The 15066-nt window shown below is 48.8% G+C and carries 14 protein-coding genes and 7 tRNA genes; all 21 read left to right on the forward strand.

All coding sequences use genetic code 11. From position 1 onward, the window contains the following. Positions 1 to 243: 243 nt before the first annotated feature. The 21 genes from rlmB to rpoB all read left to right on the forward strand — a co-directional run bounded on the left by rlmB (position 244) and on the right by rpoB (position 15053). On the forward strand, positions 244 to 996 hold the full coding sequence (gene rlmB, locus BLR06_RS12625; protein ID WP_092073759.1) for a 23S rRNA (guanosine(2251)-2'-O)-methyltransferase RlmB: 753 nt from the start codon (positions 244 to 246) through the stop codon (positions 994 to 996). Further along, on the forward strand, positions 993 to 2342 hold the full coding sequence (locus tag BLR06_RS12630) for a VanW family protein (RefSeq protein ID WP_092073761.1): 1350 nt from the start codon (positions 993 to 995) through the stop codon (positions 2340 to 2342). Before rlmB ends, BLR06_RS12630 begins: the two co-directional genes overlap by 4 nt. A gap of 16 nt (positions 2343 to 2358) precedes the next feature. After that, on the forward strand, positions 2359 to 2886 hold the full coding sequence (locus tag BLR06_RS12635; protein ID WP_092073763.1) for an NYN domain-containing protein: 528 nt from the start codon (positions 2359 to 2361) through the stop codon (positions 2884 to 2886). A 199-nt stretch (positions 2887 to 3085) separates the two neighbouring features. Continuing rightward, complete coding sequence (sigH, locus tag BLR06_RS12640) at positions 3086 to 3823, forward strand: RNA polymerase sporulation sigma factor SigH (protein WP_092073765.1); 738 nt, start codon at positions 3086 to 3088, stop codon at positions 3821 to 3823. Between the two features lie 177 nt (positions 3824 to 4000). Next, on the forward strand, positions 4001 to 5089 hold the full coding sequence (locus BLR06_RS12645; protein ID WP_092073767.1) for a 6-phosphofructokinase: 1089 nt from the start codon (positions 4001 to 4003) through the stop codon (positions 5087 to 5089). A 130-nt stretch (positions 5090 to 5219) separates the two neighbouring features. Beyond that, complete coding sequence (locus tag BLR06_RS12650) at positions 5220 to 6020, forward strand: undecaprenyl-diphosphate phosphatase (protein ID WP_092073769.1); 801 nt, start codon at positions 5220 to 5222, stop codon at positions 6018 to 6020. 131 nt (positions 6021 to 6151) lie between these two features. Further along, positions 6152 to 6227: transfer RNA gene (locus BLR06_RS12655), tRNA-Met, on the forward strand. Positions 6228 to 6303: 76 nt separating this feature from the next. After that, positions 6304 to 6379: transfer RNA gene (locus tag BLR06_RS12660), tRNA-Thr, on the forward strand. Between the two features lie 3 nt (positions 6380 to 6382). After that, a tRNA-Tyr gene (locus BLR06_RS12665) sits at positions 6383 to 6467 on the forward strand. 12 nt (positions 6468 to 6479) lie between these two features. Continuing rightward, positions 6480 to 6555 (forward strand) — tRNA-Met (locus tag BLR06_RS12670). 9 nt (positions 6556 to 6564) lie between these two features. Continuing rightward, positions 6565 to 6640 (forward strand) — tRNA-Thr (locus tag BLR06_RS12675). 7 nt (positions 6641 to 6647) lie between these two features. After that, positions 6648 to 6724 (forward strand) — tRNA-Met (locus tag BLR06_RS12680). A gap of 361 nt (positions 6725 to 7085) precedes the next feature. Beyond that, entirely contained in the window at positions 7086 to 7235 is a 150-nt protein-coding gene (gene rpmG / locus BLR06_RS12685; protein WP_092073771.1) for a 50S ribosomal protein L33, read from the forward strand. A 28-nt stretch (positions 7236 to 7263) separates the two neighbouring features. Beyond that, a tRNA-Trp gene (locus BLR06_RS12690) sits at positions 7264 to 7339 on the forward strand. A gap of 53 nt (positions 7340 to 7392) precedes the next feature. Next, positions 7393 to 7608, forward strand: a complete 216-nt coding sequence (gene secE / locus BLR06_RS12695; RefSeq protein ID WP_092073773.1) for a preprotein translocase subunit SecE — start codon at positions 7393 to 7395, stop codon at positions 7606 to 7608. Positions 7609 to 7653: 45 nt separating this feature from the next. After that, the gene (nusG, locus tag BLR06_RS12700) at positions 7654 to 8184 is read left to right on the forward strand and encodes a transcription termination/antitermination protein NusG (protein ID WP_092073775.1); all 531 of its coding nucleotides are present in this window, start codon (positions 7654 to 7656) and stop codon (positions 8182 to 8184) included. Between the two features lie 30 nt (positions 8185 to 8214). Beyond that, the gene (gene rplK / locus BLR06_RS12705; protein ID WP_092073777.1) at positions 8215 to 8640 is read left to right on the forward strand and encodes a 50S ribosomal protein L11; all 426 of its coding nucleotides are present in this window, start codon (positions 8215 to 8217) and stop codon (positions 8638 to 8640) included. Positions 8641 to 8704: 64 nt separating this feature from the next. Further along, positions 8705 to 9406: a 50S ribosomal protein L1 gene (gene rplA, locus BLR06_RS12710; protein WP_092073779.1), complete on the forward strand. Its 702-nt coding sequence runs from the start codon at positions 8705 to 8707 to the stop codon at positions 9404 to 9406. Positions 9407 to 9612: 206 nt separating this feature from the next. Beyond that, entirely contained in the window at positions 9613 to 10143 is a 531-nt protein-coding gene (gene rplJ, locus BLR06_RS12715; RefSeq protein ID WP_092073781.1) for a 50S ribosomal protein L10, read from the forward strand. 46 nt (positions 10144 to 10189) lie between these two features. Next, a complete protein-coding gene (gene rplL, locus BLR06_RS12720) occupies positions 10190 to 10564 on the forward strand; it encodes a 50S ribosomal protein L7/L12 (RefSeq protein WP_092073783.1) in 375 nt (124 codons plus the stop codon). A gap of 667 nt (positions 10565 to 11231) precedes the next feature. Beyond that, complete coding sequence (gene rpoB / locus BLR06_RS12725; protein WP_092073785.1) at positions 11232 to 15053, forward strand: DNA-directed RNA polymerase subunit beta; 3822 nt, start codon at positions 11232 to 11234, stop codon at positions 15051 to 15053. Positions 15054 to 15066: the final 13 nt, after the last annotated feature.

Below are 15066 nucleotides of genomic sequence, written 5' to 3' on the forward strand. Positions count from 1 at the left end.
AGCCGGCCGCAGAGAAATCCGCCGCCAGCCAGTCTATCAAGCCTTAGCTTTAAACACCAATCCCCGACCCCTCTGAGCCCTCCGTGCCCTCTGTGGTTTAAAAAAAACCCGTCCCCCGCGTTCCCTTTGCGTCCTTCGAGTACTTTGCGGTTAACACCGTTCCCTTGTTTTTACTCCATACATAATTGGTACATTGCTGGAAAAAATAAAAAAACTGCCTGAAATGGCTGGGAGGATTTTAACATGGATACTACTGCAGACGTTATCGTTGGCCGCAACAGTGTGCTGGAGGCTTTAAAAAGCGGCCGTTCAGTGAATAAGGTGCTGATTGCCAAGGGGCAGCGGCAAGGCTCGATCAAAGAAATCATCGGCATAGCCCGCGATAGCGGCCTGATTGTACAGGAAGTGGAAATCGGCAAACTCAATGAGCTGTCCGGCGGGATGCGGCATCAGGGTATTGCCGCCCTGGCTGCGCCGGTGGATTATGTGGAAGTTGAGGACATTTTGGCGAAAGCCGCCGAAGTGGGAGAGGCGCCGTTTTTGGTATTGCTGGATGAACTGGAGGATCCGCATAATCTGGGAGCGATTCTGCGTACTGCTGATGCGGCCGGTGTACATGGCGTGCTTATTCCCAAGCGGCGGAGCTGTCCCTTATCGGCAACCGTCGCCAAAACTTCGGCCGGGGCGGTCGAGTATGTTCCGGTAGCGCGCATTGGCAATGTCGCCCAAACGTTAAAAGATTTAAAACAGGCCGGTCTGTGGGTAGCGGGCGCAGACATGGCCGGGGATAAGGCTTACTATCAGGCTGATCTGACCGGTCCGCTGGTCATTGTCATCGGCAGTGAAGGCAAGGGCCTAAGTAGGCTGACCAGAGAACACTGCGATTTTCTGGTGCGCATTCCGATGCGGGGGAAAATAAACTCGCTGAATGCGTCGGTGGCATGCTCGCTATTATTGTATGAAGCGTTAAAACAACGGGAGTTGAAGGCTGAATGAGAGGAAAAATACTGCTGTGTTTGGCAGGTTTATTGATGATCGCCGTCAGCTTGGCGGGCTGGAATCTCGTAAAGCCGCTATACGGCAGTAGCGTATATGCCGGTATTGCGGTCGAAGGCGTAGAGGTCGGAGGGCGCAGCAGGGCTGAGGTCGCCCAGCTTATTCAAGTATGGCGGCAAGAGCAGCTGGCAAAAGCAATTGATATTTATTATGGCGATACGGTATTTAAAATTGATGCCCAAAGCATTGATTTTGATTTTGACATTGAGGCCACTGTGGATGAGGCCTGGAATTACGGGCGCCGCGGTTCACTGTGGGAAAAATTGAAAAATATCTACATAGCCGGTCATCAAGGCTATCGCATTCCGGTAAAGGTGAAGTATAATGAGAGTAAGCTGGAACAACTGGTTGAGGTCTGGCGGGAATCGATTGAGCGTCCGCCGCGCAATGCGGCCTTGAGCCTGCTTACCGGCGGCGTTGTGCCCCAGGAGCAGGGGCGCAAGCTTGAGGTTGAAGTACTCCGGCCTCTGGTAGTGCAGGCCTTGAAAAAACCGGATGTCAGCGGTGTGGCTCTGCCGGTTACTCCGCTGTATCCGGCAATTACGGTAAGCGATATCCAACGTACCGGTATTCGTGAAATGTTAAGCAATTATTCCACCCGGTTTAATTCCCAGGATGTAAATCGCAGTACGAATATTAAATTGGCTGCAAATAAAATCAATGGTCATATTGTGTACCCCGGCCAGGCCTTTTCTTTTAACGAGGTTGTCGGGCCGAGAGAAAAAAACTATGGCTTTAAAGAAGCAATGGAATTGGTGGACGGTGAATTGGTGCCGGGGATTGGCGGTGGAATCTGTCAGGTTTCCTCCACTTTGTATAATGCGGTTTTGCTGGCTGATTTAGCGATTACCGAACGTTATAATCATTCCAAGCCGCTTGGCTATGTGCCGCTCGGCCGGGATGCGACAGTGGTTTTCGGCGTATTGGATTTTAAATTTACCAATACGGCCAAGTCGCCGGTGATGATTATCGCTGAGGTTAACGGCGATCAATTGGTTGTCGGTTTATTCGGCAGGGAGCGGCCGGCGGCGGCAGTTGAGGTGATCTCGCTGGAGCAGCGGATTATCCCGCCGGAGGTAGTAAAAAAGCAGGACGCAACGATGTATCTGGGAGAAACCAAAGTAGACAAACAGGGAAAACCGGGTTATGAAATTACGACAGTCAGGGTGGTGCGTTCGGCGGGACGCGAGCTAAAGAGAGAGATATTGTCCAAGGATCAGTACCTGCCTGACCACACGATTGTAAAATTTGGCACGCAGATTCCCTCTTTTGTGGCGGAACACTAATGGGAGAAGTAAATAAATGAAATCAGCTGGAAAAGATCATCTTTTGGTCGATGGTTATAACGTTATGAATGCCTGGCCGGAGTTAGCCGCCCTTCAAGATAATCTTGAACACGCCCGCGACAGATTGGTGGATATTCTGGCCCATTACGGAGCATTTATGGATTATCAGGTAGTCGTGGTGTTTGACGCTCATTTTGTCGCAGGCGGCCAAATGCACCGGCAGATCGCTCAGGGGATTACCGTGATTTTTACAGAAGAAGGCTCGACAGCCGACAGCTGTATTGAGAAACTGGCCTATGATCTGGTAAGGCGGGGCGAAGCGGTTTATGTCGCCACTTCGGACGGCGCTGAGCAAATGCTGGTGTTGGGGGTGGGGGCCTATCGCATTTCGGCCCGGGAATTGCTAAAAGATGTTAAACGGGTGAATAAAGTCATACGGGACCGTTTCGCCGACTCGGCACATCATCGCCGCCGGCATGAACTGGAAAATCGGCTGGATGGCGATGTGGCCAGACGCTTAAACGAATTAAGGCGCGGCCGCTAAAACGCGGCGGGCCGCAAGTGGTAACAATAGGATGCGGACAAGTTAAGCTTGACTACTTTAACGCCCTAGGGTATAATTTGCTTTGAAGAAACATGGCATATGTGTTGTAAAACAAGCGCTTTAGCGCATTTTCTTTTTGTAGTTGTTTTTAACTGCAGGTTCGATATACAGCCAGATTGAGGAATGAGGAGGCGGTGCAATGCGGCTAAACACTCAATACGAGTCATACGGTGGATTTGAGAATATGACTGATGAAGAAATTGTGGCAGATGCCAAAGAAAACGACAACACAGTCGCGCTGGATTATTTGATTAACAAATACCGCAACTTCGTTCGGGCTAAGGCCAGATCATATTTTTTGATTGGCGCAGACCGGGAGGATATCATTCAGGAAGGTATGATTGGTTTGTATAAAGCCATCAGGGATTTTCGCAATGATAAACTGTCTTCCTTTCGGGCTTTTGCCGAACTCTGTGTGACCAGGCAGATCATTACTGCCATTAAGACAGCTACCAGGCAGAAACACATTCCCCTGAACTCCTATGTGTCGTTGAATAAACCTATTTATGATGAGGATTCTGACCGGACTCTGCTGGATGTGTTATCCGGTTCCAAGATATCTGACCCTGAAGAGCTCGTGATCAGCCGTGAGGAATTTATTGATATTGAGGCCAAGATGAGCCAGATTCTGAGTGATTTGGAATGGAAAGTACTTATGTCTTACCTTGATGGCAAATCTTATCAGGAGATTGCTGTTGAACTGGAACGTCATGTTAAATCAATTGATAATGCCCTGCAGCGGGTTAAGCGTAAATTGGAGCGGTATCTTGACAATCGCGGTGATGATACGGAGATTCGCGGCATGTACAGGGGCTTGACCGGATTAAACCGGGAATTGCACGAACTGTGTGATTGTATTGACGGTGATGACGATTAGATGACATCCTAAGGGGTGCCATCTTTTTTTATTTGTTTTTTTGCGTTCCCTTTGTGTCCTTCGCGTACTTTGCGGTTAAATGCATTTTCTATCCACAAAGGATAATCACCATATTTTGGCGTATAAAGAATTAGTAAAGATTTAGAATTAGGCTGAAATAGCAGGCGGGAGGCAGTTATGGCTGAATTTAAACGTATTGGCGTTTTGACCGGGGGCGGGGACTGTCCGGGACTCAATGCCGTTATCCGGGCTGTGGTGAAGACCGCAGCCGGTAATGGAATAGAAGTCTGGGGCATGCGAAACGGCTTTGGCGGGCTGGTGGAAAACCAGCTGGAGGCATTGGCTGTGAGTTCTGTTTCCGGCATTTTGCCGCGCGGCGGGACGATTTTGGGTACTACCAACCGTGATAATCCCTTCAACTATCGCTTACATAAAGAAGATGAAGTTGTCTATGCCGATTTATCAGGCCAGGCTCTGGCCAATCTGGCGGCCAAGGGAATTGAAGCGCTGGTCGTCATTGGCGGGGACGGAACGCTGCGGATTGGCGCTGAGTTTGGCCAATTGGGCCTGCCGGTGATCGGCGTGCCTAAGACAATTGATAATGATATTCCCGGCACCGAGCGTACGTTTGGTTTTGATACGGCGGTAAGTGTAGCCACAGATGCGCTGGATCGCCTGCACACTACTGCCGAGTCGCATCACCGGGTAATGGTACTGGAGGTTATGGGCCGGTATGCCGGCTGGATTGCCTTGCATTCCGGCTTGGCGGGCGGAGCGGACTGCATTTTAATTCCGGAAATCCCCTATAATCTGGCCGCTGTGAATGCAAAAATAACCGAACGCCGGGCGAATGGAAAACTATTCAGCATTATTGTGGTTGCAGAGGGCGCCCGGCCGCTGCAGGGAAAAATGGTTGGTGTTAAGGCGGCTGAGGGCAGTAGTGAGAGCATTCGCTTAGGCGGCATTGGCGAAAAATTGGCCCGCGACATTGAACGGTTGACCGGCGTGGAGTCCAGATGCACTGTTTTAGGGCATTTGCAGCGGGGCGGCAGCCCGACGCCCTTTGACCGGGTTCTGGCTACCCGCTACGGCGTAGCCGCGGTTGAGTGCCTGCTGACTGGTCAGACCGGCTGTATGGTAGCTTTGCAGGCTAACCGAATTGTTACGCTGGCCTTGGCGGACATTGCCGGAAAACCGGGGAATGTGCCGGTTGAAGGAGATTTGGTTGCTGACGCCCGGGCAATCAATATTTGTTTTGGCGATTAGCGATATGAATAGTGGCCTGCAAGCGCGGAAGTTGATTCTCTGCTGATGCTGCCGGCCTAGCGCCCGGACTGTTCGGTTGCGGGTTTAAACAAACGTTTTGCGGGGATTTTGTTAAAAAGGATGTGACCTGATGAGTGATAATGTGATTGCCGTAATCATCGGTATTGTGGAAGGTCTTACTGAATTTTTGCCGGTTTCTTCAACCGGACATATGATTATTGTGGGCTCAATGCTAAATTTTGAAGGTGAAATTGCCAGTGTATTTGAAGTGTTCATCCAGTTAGGGGCGATATTATCGGTATTGTTTATCTATCGTGATAAATATGTAAGCATGCTGAGACCACAGCGCTTGAACGTTTATAGACGCGGCCTGACGGCCCAGCACGTAATCGCCGGAATTGTTCCGGTGATGGGGGTCGGTTTTTTGCTGCATGGAGTGATCAAAACCTATCTATTTTCACCTTATACTGTCATTATTGGCCTGGTAGCGGGTGGGGCATTCATGCTGGCAGCGGAGAAAACCTCCAGCCGGGTGCTGACCCGGGATGTTGATTCGATCAGTGTTAAACAGGCTTTCTGGGTTGGTTTGTTTCAGATTTTATCCCTTTGGCCGGGTTTTTCCCGGTCCGGCTCAACAATTGCGGGCGGCCTTTTTTTTGGTCTCAGCCGCAAAGCCGCCGCCGATTTTTCCTTTATTATCGCGGCTCCCTTAATGATGGTCGCCTGTTTGTATGATTTACTAAAAGTTTGGGATAAACTGAGTATCAACGAACTTAATATGTTTGCCATTGGTTTTGTCGTGGCTTTTGTCGTGGCCTACATATCGGTGGTTTGGTTTCTCCGGTTTCTAAACAATTCCTCATTGGCGGCATTTGCTTATTACCGCTTTGTTTTGGCGGCATTTTCGTATTATTATTTTTTTGTCAGATAATCGCTGTTTGTTCTGTCGCTGCCGGCTAGGACGTGTCTGTTGTTGCTGGATAAAATTACTTTTTAAAAAGGCTTTACATTTATAATAAGTTGTGGTAATATTATATCTTGTCACCAGGTAATGCTGTTTATCGCGGGGTGGAGCAGTTGGTAGCTCGTCGGGCTCATAACCCGAAGGCCGCAGGTTCAAGTCCTGCCCCCGCAACCAAATTTCTTGATTTAGTAAAATTTATATTGACATAATGTATCAGGTGATATACAATATATCTTGTGTTAAGCGACATGCTGGTGTAGCTCAATTGGTAGAGCAGCTGACTTGTAATCAGCAGGTTGGGGGTTCAATTCCTCTCGCCAGCTCCATACGGATGGGTTCCCGAGTGGCTAAAGGGAGCAGACTGTAAATCTGCCGGCTCTGCCTTCGTTGGTTCGAATCCAACCCCATCCACCATACACCATTTATCGCGGGGTGGAGCAGTTGGTAGCTCGTCGGGCTCATAACCCGAAGGCCGCAGGTTCAAGTCCTGCCCCCGCAACCAAGCTTATATGCTGGTGTAGCTCAGTCGGTAGAGCGTATCCTTGGTAAGGATAAGGTCACCGGTTCAATCCCGGTCACTAGCTCCACATATTTGGCGGCGTAGCTCAGTTGGCTAGAGCATGCGGTTCATACCCGCAGTGTCCGGGGTTCAAATCCCTGCGCCGCCACCACATCGTTGATGAAACCTCGTGCTTCGGGGTTTTTTTGCTGTATTGAAGCTTGGCGGCAGTATCGCGCCGGACGTTCTGTATTTGCCGGGAGAAGCCGCGGCGGGCCGGGCGCGGCCGACCTTACCCGGGGAAGGCGCGGCATGAATAAAACGGCCTGCAAATGGAAATATTTATAAAGTGACTTGTCCTGCTGAGCGCGGCAATGCAACTGCCTGTTATCCTGATTTTACCCAACAGGGTTAAGCTGGAAAAATAACATGCCCGGCCCCGTGGGCTATTGACAGGGCGATATAAGTATGCTAGATTATATTAGTGACATTTTGAAGACTTGTCATATTTACAGGTAAGAGAGGTGCAAAAGATGCGCAATGCAGTAACATTGGCCTGTGTGGATTGCAAGCAACGCAATTATCAGTCCAATAAAAACAAAAAGAACGACCCGGATAGATTGGAATTCAATAAGTACTGCAAATTTTGTAAAAAACATACTTTACACAAAGAAACAAAATAAATGATTTGTTACTTGCATTAATATAAGTAGGGGTATAGCTCAATTGGTAGAGTAGCGGTCTCCAAAACCGTTGGTTGTGGGTTCAAGTCCTACTGCCCCTGCCAGTATACTTTGTGTTTAAGCTCAATAGCAGTACGCTACGGGGATGTGAAGAAGAATGGCTGCTCAAGAAACAGCTGTGCAAGGGACTACTTCGCGTTGGAAAAAATTTTTCCGGGAAGTAAAAGCCGAACTGAAAAAAGTATCATGGCCGACTAGACAGGAACTTATTTCGTATTCAGGAATAGTATTTGTTTCTGTCATAACAGTTTCCATATTGATTTGGCTAGTTGATTCCCTGTTTAATGAATTATTGCATTTGATTTTACGATAAGCCGGCTAAGGGGGTGGGGGACGTAAGCAGGCGTCCCTTAAGGCGATGGAATCCGAAAAAAATTGGTATGTAATCCATACATATTCCGGTTATGAGAATAAGGTAAAAGCCAACCTGGAGCGTAAAGTTCATTCGATGGCAATGGAAAACGAAATCTTTCGGGTGCTTGTGCCGATGGAAGATGAAGTTGAAATTAAAGACGGCAAGAAAAAGATTGCCAAGAAAAAGGTTTTTCCCGGTTATGTATTGGTTGAGATGATTGTCAACGACCGGTCCTGGTATGTGGTTCGCAATACGCCAGGGGTAACTGGTTTTGTTGGTTCCGGCACGAAACCTATCCCGCTCACTGAAGCTGAAGTGAAACGTATTCTTAAAGCAATGGGCATGGAAGAGCTAAAACCAAAGATTGATATTAAGGTTTCTCAACATGTGCGCATTAATTCAGGTGCTTTTGAGAATTGGACAGCTACTGTTACCGAGTTATATCCTGACCGCAGCAAGCTTAAGGTTCTTGTCAACATGTTCGGACGCGAGACTCCAGTTGAATTGGATTTTACGCAAGTAGAGAAGATATAAGTGATTAATATAAGGAGGTGTAATAAATAAATGGCTAAGAAAGTTGTTAAACTTGTTAAGTTGCAAGTTCCTGCAGGTAAAGCTACTCCAGCGCCTCCGGTCGGTCCTGCGCTCGGTCAAGCTGGTGTTAATATTATGGCTTTTGTTAAGGACTTCAATGAAAGAACAGCCGCTCAGGCTGGGCTGATCATCCCTGTCGAGATTACAGTATTTGAGGATCGCTCTTTTACTTTTATCACCAAAACCCCGCCAGCGGCTGTTTTGCTTAAAAAAGCCGCCGGACTTGAAACCGCATCAGGTGAACCTAACAAAAAGAAGGTTGCCAAACTTCAGCGCGCCAAAGTGCGTGAAATCGCCGAAAGTAAAATGCAGGATTTGAATGCTGCCAGTGTCGATGCCGCTATGCGGATGATTGAAGGCACTGCCCGCAGTATGGGTATTGACATTATCGACTAAGCTGTCTATAATGCATGCCTGGTGGGAGGAAGTTCCGCTAATACCACAACAGGAGGAATTTGTAATGCCGAAATTTGGGAAAAAGTATCAGGAAGCCGCTAAACTTCTTGAAGATAAAGTATATGAAGCCGAAGAAGCAGTAGATTTGGTTAAGAAAACAGCTACCGCTAAATTTGATGAAACCGTCGAGGTGGCCGTCAAACTGGGGGTCGATCCTAAACATGCCGACCAGCAGGTCCGCGGGGCGGTAGTGCTCCCGCATGGTACTGGTAAAACCAAGCGTGTATTGGTGTTTGCCAAAGGCGAAAAGGTTAAGGAAGCGGAAGCCGCCGGCGCTGATTTTGTCGGCGCTGATGATCTTGTGCAAAAGATTCAGGGCGGCTGGGCGGATTTTGATGTGGCTGTTGCCACCCCGGATATGATGGGTACAGTGGGCCGCCTGGGGAAAATTCTTGGTCCAAAAGGCTTAATGCCAAATCCCAAAGTGGGAACCGTAACGCTGGATGTCACCCGGGCAATAAATGAAATTAAAGCAGGGAAAATTGAATACCGTACCGATAAAGCTGGTAATATCCATGCGCCTATTGGTAAAGTGTCCTTTGATAGTGAGAAGCTTTTAGCAAACTTCCACACCCTGATCGATACATTGATTAAAGTAAAACCTGCCGCGGCCAAAGGTCAGTATATGCGTTCAATCACCATGAGTACTACAATGGGCCCCGGCATCAAGGTAAATCCGTTAAAAGCCTCCGGCAAGACCAATTAACGCTGATTTTTGCAAACAAATGAATAACGCTTTTAAGGCTGTAGACAGCAGGTATTGTTTAAAGGACATTGTCCGCCTGCCGAGGCCGGGGATAATCATGGTTTTGCCATAACGACCTCCGGTGAATACTGCCGGGAGGTCTTTTTCATGTATGACCGCTTGTTTTGCGCAATTCCTAACTATAGGTTGAAAGGAGGTGGATTCTCATGGCTGTAACCTCAGAAAAACAAGCAATTGTTGCTGAACTGAAAGAAAGATTTGTTAATGCCAAAGGGGCCGTACTTACCAATTATCGTGGCCTTACCGTAGCTCAGGATACCAATTTACGCCGGAAACTGCGTGAAGCGGGCGTCGAATACCGTGTGGTAAAAAACACAATGACCAGGATTGCGGCAAAAGAAGCCGGTCTTGAAGGTTTGGATGCTCATTTGGAAGGGCCGACCGCCCTTGCCATATCGTTTACCGACCCGGTTGCTCCGGCTAAGATTATTTCTGACTTTGTGAAAGAAAATAAGCTTGAAGTGCTGGAAGTTAAAGCCGGTATTGTTGAAGGTTCGGTGATCGATGCCCAAGGCGTGAAAGCCCTGGCTGCCCTGCCGCCGCGCGAAGTACTGATTGCCCAGGTGCTGGCTGGCATGCAATCGCCGATTGCCGGTCTGGTCAATGTTCTGCAAGGCTCTATCCGCAATCTGGTGTATGCGCTTGACGCAGTACGCCAACAAAAAGAATCTGCTTAATTAAGCAAAATAAATTTTTATCGAATATATTGGAGGTACATGTAAAATGGCTAATAAAGAAGAAATTATGCAGGCAATTGAGAGCATGACTGTTCTCGAATTATCCGAACTGGTGAAAGCTCTGGAAGAAAAATTCGGCGTATCCGCTGCCGCTCCTGTAGCTTTGGCTGCTGCTCCCGCCGCCGGCGCTGCTCCTGCCGCGGAAGAAAAAACTGAGTTTGATGTTGTGCTTGCCAGTGCTGGCGGCAGCAAAATCAATGTAATTAAAGTTGTTCGCGAGATTACCGGTCTTGGTCTTAAGGAAGCGAAAGAGCTTGTTGACGGTGCTCCAAAAGCAATTAAAGAAAAAGTTTCCAAAGCAGATGCCGATGCTTTAAAAGCAAAGCTTGAAGAAGCTGGCGCGACTGCCGAAATTAAGTAATTTAATACTTAATGCAGGTTATTGCAAAAATAAAGGGTGCCGCAGTGGTACCCTTTATTTTTTGGTAATTTTGGTTTTATTTTCTTGACAAAATAAGTCTAATGTGATAATATTCTTAAATGCGACATGTTTGACAATCTGCAACCAGCATTTGTTTTAGAATAAAAGTTGCATTAAGAATTCGAAAATTTTTTGATTAAGGTATAACTTAACGATTGGCAGGAAATAGTAATATAATGGAGGATGAAACGGATTCTTTCATTCAGACTAAAAAAGCAAGGTTTGATTTTAAATGAGGAGCCTTGCCTTTTTCGTTTTATCCGCTGATTAAGCCGCTCCAAGTTCCAAGCCTCTTTAATGGCGGCGGACAGGAGCGGCTAAGGTACTAGTACTTTATCAGCCCTAATCCTGTGAATATTGACGGTCTATTGTCAGCAACCCTTCGTTGTTGTCGGTCGGCATACTCCTGTATGCCTCCGTCCTCCGCCTTGTGCTGCGAAAGATAGCCTCGCCATTATCCCGCCGTTTTAGAACTGACAAGGTACTAGTGTGGCTTGGGCTAAGCTGCAGCCGCTTTTGGCAGTATGGCCTTACATTTATTATTTACTGACTGCCATGATGTTATGTGTAAGTTTTAGTCAATTTGGGCTAAGGGGTGAAGGATTTAATGTTCAATCCTGTTCCGGTGGGCAAAAGAGTTAGGTACAGCTTTGCAAAAACTAAAGAAGTACTGGACATGCCTAATCTCATTGAAATTCAGAAAAATTCCTACACTTGGTTCTTGAAGGAAGGGCTGCAGGAGATCTTCCACGATATTTCGCCTATCCAGGATTTTACCGGTAATTTGGTGTTATCCTTCGAGAACTTCAATTTGGGTGAGCCCAAATACGAGGTGGAAGAGTGCAAGGAACGTGATGTTACTTATTCGGCGCCGCTCCGGGTGAATGTCCGGCTGATTAATCGTGAGACTGGTGAAATCAAAGAGCAAGAAGTTTTTATGGGTGATTTCCCACTGATGACTGACAATGGAACGTTCATCATTAACGGCGCTGAACGGGTGATTGTCAGCCAATTGGTACGTTCTCCCGGCGCTTATTATGGCGAAACGATTGATACCAGCGGCAAAAAACTATTTAACGCTACGGTAATACCTAACCGGGGCGCCTGGCTGGAACTGGAGACCGATGCCAATGATGTCGTTTCAGTCCGGGTGGACAGAACCCGTAAACTGCCGGCCACTGTGCTTATCCGGGCGCTTGGCTATGGCACCAATGGCGCAATTGCCGAACTGTTTCATGATGATACCCGCATCAGATCTACTCTGGAACGCGACAACACGGCGTCCCGGGAAGAGGCTCTGGTCGAAATATATAAAAGACTGCGTCCCGGAGAACCGCCGACAGTTGACAATGCCACTCAGCTCCTGGAGTCATTATTCTTTGATTCCAAGCGCTATGACCTGGCGACGGTGGGACGTTATAAATTAACCAAAAAGCTGGGCTGGCGGCGGCGCCTGATGGGAAAAACGCTTTATCAGCCGATTGTTGACCAGGAAACCGGCGAGATTATTGTGCCTGAAGGGACAGTATTGGAAGAACCGGTTCTCGAAAAACTGGCTGAGAACGGTATTTTTGACGGCGACAGCTTAATTGAAGTGAAAGTTAAAACAAAAGACGGCGCCCCGGTGAAAATGATTTGTACGCCGAAACTGCCTTATACGCACCGTACAATCACCCGCAATGATATCATTGCGTCAATTAATTACCTGCTTAATCTGATGGACGGCTTTGGCAACACCGATGACATCGATCACCTGGGCAATCGCCGCCTGCGTTCGGTTGGTGAATTGCTGCAAAACCAGTTCCGGATTGGACTGTCCCGGATGGAGCGGGTGGTTAAGGAACGGATGACCATCCAGGATGTCGATGTGATTACGCCGCAGGCGCTGATTAATATTCGCCCGGTGGTCGCCGCGATTAAAGAATTTTTTGGCTCCAGTCAGTTGTCTCAGTTTATGGATCAGACCAATCCGCTGGCCGAGCTTACGCATAAACGGCGCTTAAGCGCACTGGGGCCGGGGGGATTAAGCCGTGAACGGGCCGGCATGGAAGTGCGTGACGTCCATCATTCCCATTATGGCCGGATGTGTCCGATTGAAACGCCGGAAGGCCCCAATATCGGGCTGATTGGCTCACTTTCCACTTATGGACGGATTAATGAATTTGGCTTCATGGAAACGCCCTACCGCAAAGTCGACCGTTACCGTCATATCGTTACCGAAGATGTCCGGTATTTAACGGCTGATGAAGAGGATGAAGTGGTTATTGCCCAGGCCAATGAGGAGCTGACGGACGAAGGCTGGTTTAAAGAAGCCCGCGTTACCGTCCGTTATAAGGATGAAACGATTGTTGTCCCGGCCGAGCGCGTCGATTATATGGACGTATCGCCCAAGCAGGTGGTGTCAATTGCGACGGCAATGATCCCCTTCCTGGAGAATGACGATGCGAATCGGGCGCTGATGGGCGCCAACATGCAGCGTCAGGCTGTTCCGCTGTTAAGGACGCAGGCGCCGATTGTTGGAACAGGAATGGAATACAAGGCCGCCCGTGATTCCGGCGTTGTCATTCTGGCCAAAAACGCCGGGGTGGTGGAAAAGGTTACCGCCCTGGAAATAAAAATCCGCACCGATAGAGGTACTTTGGACAGCTATAAGCTGTTAAAATATTTGCGCTCCAATCAGGGAACCTGCATCAACCAAAAGCCGATTGTATTTAGAGGCGAACGGGTGGAAAAAGGTCAGGTGCTGGCTGACGGCCCGGCGACCGATAATGGCGAGCTGGCCTTAGGCTTTAATGTTCTGGTGGCATTTATGCCCTGGGAAGGCTATAATTACGAGGATGCCATTCTGCTTAGTGAGAAACTGGTAAAAGAGGATGTATTTACTTCCATCCATATTGAGGAATATGAATGCGACGCCCGCGATACCAAGCTGGGCCCGGAAGAAATTACCCGGGATATCCCCAATGTAGCGGAAGAAGCGCTGCGTGACCTTGATGACCGCGGTATCATCAGAATTGGCGCTGAGGTAAGACCGGGCGATATTCTTGTCGGCAAGGTTACCCCCAAAGGGGAAACCGAGCTTACCGCCGAAGAGCGCCTGCTGAGAGCCATCTTTGGCGAAAAAGCCCGGGAAGTCCGGGACACTTCCCTGCGGGTGCCGCATGGTGAAGCCGGCAAGATTGTTGACGTTAAGGTATTCAGCCGTGAGAATGGCGATGAACTGCCGCCTGGCGTCAATCATTTAGTCCGGGTGTATATTGCCCAGAAACGTAAAATTTCTGAAGGCGATAAAATGGCTGGCCGTCATGGCAACAAAGGGGTCGTGTCCCGGATTATGCGGGAAGAGGATATGCCGTTCCTGCCGGACGGCACCCCGGTGCAAATTGTACTCAATCCGCTTGGCGTACCATCGCGTATGAACATCGGACAGGTATTGGAAACCCATTTGGGAATGGCGGCGGCTTTTCTCGGGATGCAGATTAAACAAGGCGATCCTGCGGTTAACGATAAGCTCAGAGCCGTTGGCTATGACCTTGACCGGCATGGTTTGCCGAAGCCGGATATCGCCGGCATTCATCTGGCTACGCCGGTATTTGACGGCGCCAGGGAAACCGAAGTATTCAGTGCGCTCAAGGCAGCCGGCTTGTCTCCCGACGGCAAAACGGTATTGTATGACGGCCGGACCGGAGAAGCGTTCGATAACCCGGTAACCGTCGGCTATGTTTACATGCTGAAGCTGGCGCATTTGGTTGATGATAAAATTCACGCCCGTTCGACCGGCCCGTATTCGCTGGTAACGCAGCAGCCGTTAGGCGGCAAGGCCCAGTTCGGCGGCCAGCGGTTTGGCGAAATGGAAGTATGGGCGCTGGAAGCATACGGCGCAGCTTATACCCTGCAGGAATTATTAACCGTAAAATCCGATGATGTTGTCGGCCGTGTGAAAACTTATGAGGCTATCGTCAAAGGCGAGAACGTTCCTGAACCGGGCGTGCCTGAATCTTTCAAGGTTTTAATCAAGGAACTGCAAAGCATTGGCCTTGATGTGAAAATCCTGACTGAGGACGCCCAGGAGATACTCATCCGTGATACGGAGGAGGACATTCATGAAACAGCCAAAGAGCTTGATTTAAGTATTGGCAGCGCCGAGGTGGCGGCAGGTCCTCATGAACGGAAAAAATCGGATTTTGAGCCTGATGTCGTTGATGCCATCGAAGCCGGCGATGAAATTGAGCCCTTGGAAGAAGAGCTGGATATCATAGCCGAGCTTGGCGATATGGGCGATGAGAACTTTGAAGCACCGTCCCGGGGGGACAATGACGACGAGGAATCCGCCGCAGGCAAGCCGGGCGCCAAAAAGGTGCAAGACAAGGCCAAACGGCTGAATTCCCGTGATTTCCTGGATGAGTTTGAGGATGATACCCAAGAATAAGAAGGGAGTGATA

Origin of the sequence: Dendrosporobacter quercicolus (assembly GCF_900104455.1) — a bacterium.
Lineage (GTDB): Bacteria > Bacillota > Negativicutes > DSM-1736 > Dendrosporobacteraceae > Dendrosporobacter > Dendrosporobacter quercicolus.

Coding starts and splice junctions, on each gene's coding strand:
- secE (WP_092073773.1), top strand. CDS start 7,393: ATGGCTGCTCAAGAAACAGCTGTGCAAGGGACTACTTCGCGTTGGAAA.
- BLR06_RS12635 (WP_092073763.1), top strand. CDS start 2,359: ATGAAATCAGCTGGAAAAGATCATCTTTTGGTCGATGGTTATAACGTT.
- BLR06_RS12645 (WP_092073767.1), top strand. CDS start 4,001: ATGGCTGAATTTAAACGTATTGGCGTTTTGACCGGGGGCGGGGACTGT.
- rpmG (WP_092073771.1), top strand. CDS start 7,086: ATGCGCAATGCAGTAACATTGGCCTGTGTGGATTGCAAGCAACGCAAT.
- rplA (WP_092073779.1), top strand. CDS start 8,705: ATGCCGAAATTTGGGAAAAAGTATCAGGAAGCCGCTAAACTTCTTGAA.
- BLR06_RS12630 (WP_092073761.1), top strand. CDS start 993: ATGAGAGGAAAAATACTGCTGTGTTTGGCAGGTTTATTGATGATCGCC.
- rpoB (WP_092073785.1), top strand. CDS start 11,232: ATGTTCAATCCTGTTCCGGTGGGCAAAAGAGTTAGGTACAGCTTTGCA.
- BLR06_RS12650 (WP_092073769.1), top strand. CDS start 5,220: ATGAGTGATAATGTGATTGCCGTAATCATCGGTATTGTGGAAGGTCTT.
- rplK (WP_092073777.1), top strand. CDS start 8,215: ATGGCTAAGAAAGTTGTTAAACTTGTTAAGTTGCAAGTTCCTGCAGGT.
- rlmB (WP_092073759.1), top strand. CDS start 244: ATGGATACTACTGCAGACGTTATCGTTGGCCGCAACAGTGTGCTGGAG.
- rplL (WP_092073783.1), top strand. CDS start 10,190: ATGGCTAATAAAGAAGAAATTATGCAGGCAATTGAGAGCATGACTGTT.
- rplJ (WP_092073781.1), top strand. CDS start 9,613: ATGGCTGTAACCTCAGAAAAACAAGCAATTGTTGCTGAACTGAAAGAA.
- sigH (WP_092073765.1), top strand. CDS start 3,086: ATGCGGCTAAACACTCAATACGAGTCATACGGTGGATTTGAGAATATG.
- nusG (WP_092073775.1), top strand. CDS start 7,654: ATGGAATCCGAAAAAAATTGGTATGTAATCCATACATATTCCGGTTAT.